The sequence below is a fragment of the Acinetobacter sp. YH16042 genome, from assembly GCF_013417245.1.
Taxonomy (GTDB): domain Bacteria; phylum Pseudomonadota; class Gammaproteobacteria; order Pseudomonadales; family Moraxellaceae; genus Acinetobacter; species Acinetobacter amyesii.
This window is the reverse complement of sequence record NZ_VPEJ01000001.1, coordinates 284678-294098: the sequence shown is the minus strand read 5'-3', so window position 1 is coordinate 294098 and position 9421 is coordinate 284678. Positions and strand designations below refer to the sequence as shown.

The following is a 9421-nucleotide window of genomic DNA, read 5'->3' as shown; positions in this document are numbered from 1 at the left end:
CAGCGTTCAATCTGAGCCATGATCAAACTCTTCAGTTTAAAATCAATAGTACATATAGTGTACCAATCTTGGCTCATCAATTACTGACAAAAATTTGCTCAAATAAACTTCGAGTAATTTCTACCATTAATCAATGAAAATAATTTCGATCGATCAATCAGTAAAAATCCACACAAGTTGTTCTTCATAATCTCTTAATGATCTTCTTGTTGGTTCGTCACCAGCAAGCTAGGTCGGCTATATTACTCTTTATTTCTAAAGAGTCAACCGGTAATTCAAATTATTTTTAAACTTTCTTTCTAAAACCCAACTTAATCAATTCAACCAAGTCATTGTTTTATCAGAAGTTTTAATCTTCACCACCGCCGATGGATGTGCATTCTACAGCATTTCTGATCCAACGCAACACCCTTTTTCATTTATTTTTAGTTTTTCATTACGTTTGTTTATTTATTCTACTAAATTAAGTTTTTTTACTATTTTTTGAGCATAAAAGGGACAATATTTCCATATTTATCCGTTAATTTATCTTTTTCATTCTTTTCTTGCCATTTTAAAGCTCGACAATCGACATATTCACAGTAGCCACCTTCCCCACACTCGATTTCGTCGTTGATTTTGATTTGATAGTTAAAGCTTCCTGCATAGCCTGCGCCGAGTCCAAATTTAAAATCCCCACGACTCTGTGCTTGTACATGTATTTTCAGTTTGTCATTTTGGTAAATCCATTCAAATTCACGTGGCAAATACATTTTTTGCAAATTTGGGGTTTTAACTACAGGATAAACGCGCATGACTTTAAAGAACACGGCTTGGTCTGCCATGAACACTTGCTGCTGATTTAAATCTCTTAGATATAAACGTGAACTCAAAATATTGTTATAGCGGTCTCGCGTTTGTATAAAGATGATTTGACGCTTTCGGCTCAGGTTGATCACCTGATGGGTATAAAACGCCAAAGGTAAATATGGAAACTTGCGTATTTGTGCATAAGACAAAACCGCCAACTGATTTACATCATACATCTGGCCCTGAAATTTGATTTGCCCTTCACATTGGCACATCACTGACCAATATTCAGCAAGACCCAATCTTAATTTAATTAAACACGAAGAAATATCTGTAGTTTGCACGGACAAATCTAAACTGAGTTCAGTATCTTCTCGATGAATTTGAAATGCTGCACCATCCCAACCAATCAGTTCTTTGTCTCTAAATTTAAAGACGGTATCACTCAGACTACAGTCATCTTTAATGGAATATGATTGTAATTGCCCAACCATATGACCACTCACACTGGTCATCACTGTGGCAGTATTGAGTTCGTCTTGTTGAATGGACGCAGGATTTTGAAAAGCAGGAATCTGTGGCTGCCCGAGCCAACTCATAAAGTTAAGATAATGTAATGGCGCAGGAAGATTCGGTAGACAAAGTCCATAATGGACTGAAGGATAAGGCGTATTCGGTGCATGTAGATTTATTTTTTTATGTTGTAAATCTGGAGCTTGATTCAGTCGTCTTGATTGATCCAAGAAATCTTGAAATATCTGCATATCAAGCTCCTTTTCATTATTTTATTTCATACTTTAACTCATGCTTCTGCCTTTTTTGCCATTAGGGTTGTGACAAATCCAGACAATGCATAAATTACTGAAATAATTAAAATACCCATTGGAATATTATACGTTACAGCAGCTAAAATGAAGACTATGATTGGCAACACCGCAAATGGAACACGGCGACGATCCACAGTTTTAAATGAATAGTATTTTACATTTGAGATCATCAATAGACCCACTGCAATAATCACTACCGCATTAAAAATCTGAATACCTGTTTCGCGTAAGTCGAAGACCGCAGGGATATCCATACCTACCCATACCAATGAAATAATCATAACGGCTGCGAGTGGACTTGCAACACCAATAAAATAACGTTTATCGACAACCCCAATTTGTACGTTAAAACGTGCCAAACGGAAGGCTGCACATGCGGTGTAAACAAAACATGCTGCCAGGCCAATACGGCCTAAGTCATTTAGACTCCAGCTATACATTAAAATGGCAGGTGCAACACCAAATGCTAGCAAGTCCGACAACGAGTCAAACTGTTCACCAAAAGGACTTTGTGCGCCGATAGCACGTGCGACACGCCCATCCAAACCATCAAATAATGCTGCAAGGAAAATGGCATAAATGGCTTGTTGAAACTCACCATTCATACTGGCAATAATAGAATAAAAGCCGGATAACAACGCTGCAGTTGTAATCAAGTTTGGCCACAGATAGATCCCACGACGTTTCACTTTATGCCCTTCATGGGTATGCTCCTCTTCTTCAACTTCAAATGTAATGCCATCAAATGCATTTTCATCCTTTGAAGAAATTTCCCGCTCAGGTTTATTTGTATTTGTCATTGTTCGATCCTAACTGTGACCTTTCTTTTTCAAGTTTAAAATTATTCGCCAACCAACCAACGTACGGCTGCATGACCACCATTTTCATTCATACGAAGATGTGGGAACAACCATTGTAATGCTTCGTCCGCATCTTCAGAGAATTTCCAAGGTGGGTTAATCACCAATAAACCACAACCATTTAGACCGACTGGAGTGTCATCTGGCCATACACAAATTTCGCAAACCAACTGACGACGAATGCCGGTTTTGTACATTTTCTTTTCAAAACGTTCAATCATCGCGCGGTCTTTAATTGGATACCATACCGCAAAAACGCCTGTCGGCCATTTTTTATAAGCAGCCACCAACAATTCTACAAGCTGTGGAAAATCTTTACGTTCTAATTCGTAAGGCGGGTCAATCATGACTAAACCACGTTTTTCTTTTGGTGGAATTACACCCAGTAAACCTTCGTAAGCATCACGCTCATGCAAGCCTGCACGTTTATCAAAAATATTGTGGCGCAATTGTTGGAATACATCGCGCTGCATTTCAAAAATCGTTGCCTTATCAGTTTCACGCATGCCTTCAAGTGCGAACCACGGAGAGCCTGGATAAGCGCCTTTGCCAAAGTTTTCACGCATTTTTTCAACAACTTTTAAATATTGTTGAACACCTTCAGGCGCATTGCGTTTAATCGAATCATCGAGCTTAACTAAACGATGAATACCATTTAAAAACTCACCTGATTTCTGTGCTTCAGAGGTCGAAAGATCATATTTACCTGCACCACCATGTGTATCTACATAGCGATAAGGTTTATCTTTTGCATTCAGTCGACTTAATAACTGAAGCAGCAAAACGTGCTTCATCACGTCGGCAAAATTGCCTGCATGGAAATGGTGACGGTAATTCATGTTTCTTTAATTCCTAATATCAACGGACATTTTAGCATGAAAAATAGTTTCATTCCGATGCTATTCTTGCTCTAGAATACGTCACCTTTTTTTCCACAACTTTATGGATCGTATATGGAAACAGCCTTTCTCCCAAAGTCTTGGCCGGTTGATCAAATCCTCGATGATTTAGATCAACACGGGTTTAGCATTATTGATGACGCTTATCCTGCTGAATATATACATGCACTTGTTGAAGAATGTATGTCAAATTTAAATAAATTTAGGGATGCAGCCGTACAAAATGGGGTCATCAGTAAAATTAGAAGTGATCATATTTTATGGATTAACGACACATTAGATGTCGCACAAGAACACGTTCAAGCCTTAGAACTTTTATCAGAACAATTTAATCGCGCATTTTTTTCTAACATTCACGAAGTCGAAGCACATTTTGCTTGTTATAACGCAGGTGAGTTTTATGCACTACACAAAGATAATCCTCAAGGCAAAAATGGACGTGTCATTTCAGCGGTTTATTATTTGCATGAATATTGGCAAGCCGACTGGGGCGGTGAATTGCGCTTACAAGATAAGAATGATGTTTGGCATATTTTAGAACCTAAACCGAATCGCATTGCGTTATTCCAAAGTGACCTATTACACGAGGTACTCGAAGCTAAACATCAACGTTTATCGATTACGGCTTGGCTACGTAATGACAACTCGATGTGGTAATTCGAGATTCCTCCTTTAAATCCCTTAAACTATCCTCATATATGAGTCATTCATAGATGAGGATGTACCCGATGCGTCAAAACAGTCATAAAATTATTCAGCGTATTGGCGAAACCGATCAATTATTTCTACAAGGCAACAGCCCTGAACTTGCTCTTGAGCGTGCAGACTTACGCCTGCAATTGGTTAATTTAAGTAAGAACCATCAAGAACAAGTGTATTTTCTGCAAGAAGCCATTGTTCTACTTGAGCAAAGCCGGATTGAATTTGAAGAAATGCCGATTGAGCTATACATCAATTTGTCTGTACATTTAGCCAAAGCTTATATGATATTTTTTGAAATTACCCAAGAGCAGCGCTATGCCCTGATTACCCAGCAGATTATGAAACCGATGTCCAAAGCTGAACATGGCGACATTTACTTCTACCTGGCCTATGCCTCTGCAGTAAAACAGGAACCTGCGTTAACACGCCACTGGCTAAATAAGTACTGCAAATCTCAAGAATTCAAACTTACCACATTACTTGAGCATCCTGCATTTAATCCATATCGCCAAGAAGATTGGTTTGCAGAGTTACGCCAAAGCAAACTGCACTAAATAAAAAAACACCTCCGAGGAGGTGTTTTTTTATTTGTGGAGAAATGAAATCTATGCTGGCTGCAGCTTATATGCATCCATATGCAACTGTTGATTCAGCTCATCAATCCAAATAGCCCAATCATCATCTTGTACTAAATGACTGATTAGAAAATCACGCTGCGCTTTATTCCAAAACGGCGCATCATGTAAATTTTCACTTGCAGCAAGCTGATGCGTACGCACGTATAACTCGATCGCAGCTGGACTGCTGGCTAACCCCAATTGAGAAAACAATAAAGCTAAGGATGGTTTATTTTGATTGAGCATCTCGCCCTCCTTATCAACTAATCTGTCATTTATTATTTAATAAACTTATATGATGAAGCTAAAAAAACCTAGCGTTAAAACTAGGTTTGTTGTTTCAAATTGTATTTAGATTTTGCATGATCCGGAAAGCTTATGTTCTGTATGCAATTGTTCATTTAAAATATCGACCACTATGGCCCAGTCATCATCTTTTTTCCAATGACTAATAATAAAGTCGCGCTGTGACTTCGTCCAAAATGGCGCTTCATGCAATGGAACATCCATGGTGATTTGATGCGTTTCGATAAATTGATCGATGCCTTCCGGACTTGCATCCAACCCCAATTGTTCAAAAAATAGTTCCAACGTCGGTTGTTGATCAAACATTGCCGTTCTCCTCAAGCCTATAACATTTCTCTCATCTTTATAGTTATCTGTTTATTTGACTTTGTCAGTTGCAACAGCATCTCAACGTGTTATTTTTTGTTCAAAAATTAAGCGTGGTATTTTTCGCAGGCCATAAAAAAAGCACCCCAAATGGAGTGCCTTTTTATAATTTAATTTAAAAAATTAAATTATTTAACCATGTCAGCAACTGCTGCACGTTCTTCTTCAAGCTCGTTTAGAGTGAAGTTGATACGTTCACGGCTGAATTCGTCGATTTCAAGACCTTGAACGATTTTGTATTCGCCGTTTTCAGTTGTTACAGGGAAACCGAACATTACGCCTTCAGGAATACCATAAGAACCGTCAGAAGGAATACCCATAGTTACCCATTTGCCGTTTGTGCCAAGAGCCCAATCGCGCATATGGTCGATTGCAGCGTTTGCAGCAGAAGCAGCAGAAGAAAGACCACGTGCTTCGATGATCGCAGCACCACGTTTACCAACAGTTGGAAGGAATACGTCTTTGTTCCAAGCAGCATCGTTGATTTTGTCTTTTAAGCTTTCGCCGTTTACATTTGCAAAACGGTAGTCAGCATACATCGTTGGAGAGTGGTTACCCCAAACTGTCATGTTTTCGATGTCAGAAACTGCAACACCTGCTTTTTGAGCAAGTTGAGTTAACGCACGGTTGTGGTCAAGACGTAACATTGCTGTGAAGTTTTTCGCTGGAAGATCTGGAGCAGATTTCATTGCGATGTAAGCGTTAGTGTTTGCAGGGTTACCTACAACAAGAACTTTAACGTCACGGCTAGCAACTTCGTTAAGCGCTTGGCCTTGACCGATGAAGATTTCACCGTTTACTTTAAGAAGGTCAGCACGTTCCATACCAGGACCACGTGGACGTGAACCTACAAGAAGAGCGTAGTCAGCATCTTTGAATGCAACTTTAGGATCATCAGTACCGATCATACCTTCTAAAAGAGGGAATGCGCAGTCATCAAGTTCCATCATTACGCCTTTAAGCGCTTGTTGAGCTTTCTCAACTGGAATTTCTAATAATTGAAGGATAACTGGTTGGTCTTTACCCAACATTTCACCGCTTGCGATACGGAATAATAAGCTATAACCGATTTGACCAGCTGCGCCAGTAACGGCAACACGAACTGCTTGCTTCATGTAATTATCTCCAATTGAGGAAGGTCATAATGATTAAATAGCTGTTCTATCTAATCTTAATAATCATAAACGGCAAAGATTGTACTCCAATCTTTTGACGCTTGCATGTAAAAGAGAATGCTTTTCAACAAAAGTATGATAGGAAATATAAATAAAATGCCGAAAAAAGCTTAGAAAGAACCTTTAATTATGAAAGTTGCAGGACAATTTCCGACGATAGTCGCAGGGCAACTTTTGTACTGACCATTGTTTTTATAGCAAATTTTAATCTCAGTCAGCAGACTACCACCACGGGTTTGCATACAGTTAAATTCAATACTTTGTGATACCAATCCGCTGTTCATACGCAATATTTTATTACGCAAGACATTGGCTTGAATGGATTGGGTTTCTTGACTGGTCAATTCATCTGGAATTTTTAGCTTATCTGCATGATTAATAATGGTTCTGAAATACAGGCTAGCATTCATTGGGACACAGCCGCCGGTAGTGTGCCAAAGAGCCACGCGAGCATTTTCATCAGGCATAATCCGTGCAACCACTTTCGCTTGCAACGGAGAAAGTTTAGCTGAACTATTGGTCGTGCAATCACGTGTAGAGGTTTCTGGATATAGACCCGTGATATTGAGTGAATACCCTTCTAAACATTTACGTTTTTTACTTTTTAATGGGTCATAGGCGCAAACAGCAGGCACCATTTGCACATCCATCACATACCCTTTTACAACCGGTGCAGCCGAAAGCATAGACATACCAAAGCCTGCACCACTGCCGATGAGCAGTGATGTCAGTATTCGATAAGCAGGTCTAATGTCCATTTTCGGCATTCATCATTTACCCATATTGCGCCTAAAAACAGGCGCATCTTGCTTTAAAATTTATTGCGCATTCCGTAATGGAATCATTTGCATTCTTTTTTCAATCGATTGTGGCCCCTGACCCAATAAAAGGCCGTAATGGGTTGCATTGGTCATCACATGTTTTACATAGTCTCGAGTTTCCGTTAATGGAATCGATTCCGTATATTGGTCCGCTGCAATCGCTTGATACTCAGGCTGCCAGCGTCGAGCACGATTTGGACCCGCATTGTAGCCTGCAGTCGCTAATACTGGACTATTACTCAATTGACGTTGAATCATTGATAAATAGAAAGTGCCATAACGGATATTGGTATTCATATCCGTTAATGCAGCGGGGTTATAACTCTCCCCCATCTGACGAGCCACCAATTTTGCGGTGTCTGGCATAATTTGCATTAAACCACCGGCACCGACATGTGAACGTGCGCTAGTGACAAACCGACTTTCTTGACGCATCAAACCATAAGCCCATGCAGGGTCAATGCCGGCATTACGACTATGACTCACCACATAATTTTGATGCGGCATAGCATAACGTAAAGCATAATTATGCTGTTTGGTGGTTCGATCTGCCGCATAAATCGCCCGATCATACCACCCCATATCGGTTGCACGTTTAGCTGCGGCAAGAATCATGCCATCATCATGCTTTAAATAGGCTTGACGCACTGCCCAGTTCCATTCACGGTTAATATAGCTGTCAGATGCATTAATATTGCGCAATGCAAAGGCACGACGGAAGTGAATATCCTGACTGAGACGCTGCGCATCTTGTGACGAAGGCTGCACATTTGACGGAATATTGTTATAAGACTGACCAATTTTGTCACGTGCTAACAAATTATGGTAATCATCGCCAACGGCAAGCTTGCGATAAATTTCTTTTGCCGCACGTTTAGATGAGGCATCTCCACGTTGTTCAGATGCTCGTGCTAACCAATATTGCCAACGGTCTTCCTGCTTTTGCGAAACGCTCATCGCATCAATTGCACGAATGACACTTTCCCATGCGCCAAAACGAATGGCTTGTCGCGCATAAATCTCGGCTTCTTCTGCACTAAAAGGCAGTCCATAACTCAAATCAAGATAATTTAGAACTTCACGGTTGAAATTATTTTTCATTACCGTTGTACCACCGATATACCCGACACTACGGTATAGGGCTTTTTGCACATCGGCTGGTGTGCCTTCTGCTGCACGTTTCACCGAAGAAATCGCGCCATTTAAGTCGCTATCTGCCAAGCGACCCATCGCATAGATCAGGTATGCATGATCTTCAGCTGTGGCTTTGGGTGCAGACCATAAATAATTCAGTGGATTGGCTTGAATGGTGTTGAGTTGTGACAAATTAATATTTACGCCAATGGTTTGCGCAGTCGCAATCGCTTGTCCTGACTGACCCGCTCTTAACTGTCCCCACATCCGTTGATGGCGGTCATCTTGAGTCATTAAAGGACTCGACAGCATCATACGGCCCAAGCCCGTACACGAGTCAGGTTGTGAGTTTGTGGTCAACCATACATCTTTAAATTCTGCGTAGACCAGAGGGTCGCCCGACTTTGCGCGGACTTGAGCCATGGCACATGTTTCAGCACGGTCAGCATTAGTCACATATTGCAAGACAGGCTGTGCTGTAGCGAAATCAGCTTGTTTGACTTTTTCTTCAACATAATCTGCGGCTAATTTTTCTGCCATTGCCGAATTTGGATAGCGCTGTGCAAAATTAATAATGGCACTTGCTGGCTGTGAAGCCAAATTGTTATTCAGTAACCAATATTCTGGATAATAGCCCAAAACGTCATTTTGCATGGATGATTGGTATTGTTGTAATAAACTAATATTGCCTGCATTCGCAGCACGTAAAGCATCGTTAAACTGCTCATCTGCGGCTTGGGCAAACGCAGAAATTCCGGAGAGCCCGACACTCAAAGCAAGTAATTTAGCGTAATTTTTCTGTTTAAAATTATGTTTTAACATCCACTTGCCTTCTTTCATGTCATTCTGCTCAGTTACAGCACATCGAACTTTGTTTAGGAATTAGTTTAATAATTCTAAACTCTGCATTGTGTTCTGTTATGTA

General features: G+C 40.3%; 10 protein-coding genes. 2 read left to right on the top strand and 8 right to left on the bottom strand.

Translation table 11 applies throughout. From position 1 onward, the window contains the following. Positions 1-476 precede the first annotated feature (476 nt). The 3 genes from FTV37_RS01495 to FTV37_RS01485 are packed head-to-tail and all read right to left on the bottom strand — an operon-like array spanning position 477 to position 3315. Positions 477-1553, bottom strand: a complete 1077-nt coding sequence (locus tag FTV37_RS01495; protein WP_180062877.1) for a DUF6670 family protein — start codon at positions 1551-1553, stop codon at positions 477-479. Between the two features lie 38 nt (positions 1554-1591). After that, positions 1592-2416, bottom strand: coding sequence for a CDP-diacylglycerol--serine O-phosphatidyltransferase (pssA, locus tag FTV37_RS01490; protein ID WP_078192422.1), 825 nt, complete (start codon positions 2414-2416; stop codon positions 1592-1594). A gap of 41 nt (positions 2417-2457) precedes the next feature. Further along, the gene (locus tag FTV37_RS01485) at positions 2458-3315 is read right to left on the bottom strand and encodes a 23S rRNA (adenine(2030)-N(6))-methyltransferase RlmJ (protein WP_078189232.1); all 858 of its coding nucleotides are present in this window, start codon (positions 3313-3315) and stop codon (positions 2458-2460) included. Between the two features lie 114 nt (positions 3316-3429). Here FTV37_RS01485 and FTV37_RS01480 point away from each other — a divergent pair, with 114 nt between their 5' ends. Together FTV37_RS01480 and FTV37_RS01475 are read left to right on the top strand one after the other, a co-directional pair. Beyond that, a complete protein-coding gene (locus tag FTV37_RS01480; protein ID WP_180062876.1) occupies positions 3430-4032 on the top strand; it encodes a 2OG-Fe(II) oxygenase in 603 nt (200 codons plus the stop codon). A 71-nt stretch (positions 4033-4103) separates the two neighbouring features. Beyond that, positions 4104-4631 (top strand): hypothetical protein, encoded by a 528-nt coding sequence (locus FTV37_RS01475; protein ID WP_180035684.1) that lies wholly within the window; start codon positions 4104-4106, stop codon positions 4629-4631. Between the two features lie 51 nt (positions 4632-4682). Here FTV37_RS01475 and FTV37_RS01470 read toward each other — a convergent pair whose 3' ends face one another. From FTV37_RS01470 to FTV37_RS01450, 5 genes are all read right to left on the bottom strand, one after another. After that, a complete protein-coding gene (locus tag FTV37_RS01470; RefSeq protein WP_078189234.1) occupies positions 4683-4940 on the bottom strand; it encodes a DUF2789 family protein in 258 nt (85 codons plus the stop codon). Positions 4941-5045: 105 nt separating this feature from the next. Next, positions 5046-5306, bottom strand: coding sequence for a DUF2789 family protein (locus tag FTV37_RS01465; protein ID WP_078192425.1), 261 nt, complete (start codon positions 5304-5306; stop codon positions 5046-5048). Positions 5307-5494: 188 nt separating this feature from the next. After that, positions 5495-6481, bottom strand: a complete 987-nt coding sequence (locus FTV37_RS01460; protein ID WP_078189236.1) for a malate dehydrogenase — start codon at positions 6479-6481, stop codon at positions 5495-5497. Positions 6482-6651: 170 nt separating this feature from the next. Beyond that, entirely contained in the window at positions 6652-7233 is a 582-nt protein-coding gene (locus FTV37_RS01455) for a ribonuclease I (RefSeq protein ID WP_257224189.1), read from the bottom strand. Positions 7234-7359: 126 nt separating this feature from the next. After that, positions 7360-9336 carry a lytic transglycosylase domain-containing protein gene (locus FTV37_RS01450; RefSeq protein WP_180010546.1) on the bottom strand — a complete coding sequence of 659 codons (1977 nt, stop codon included), beginning with the start codon at positions 9334-9336 and terminating at the stop codon, positions 7360-7362. Between the last annotated feature and the right edge of the window lie 85 nt (positions 9337-9421).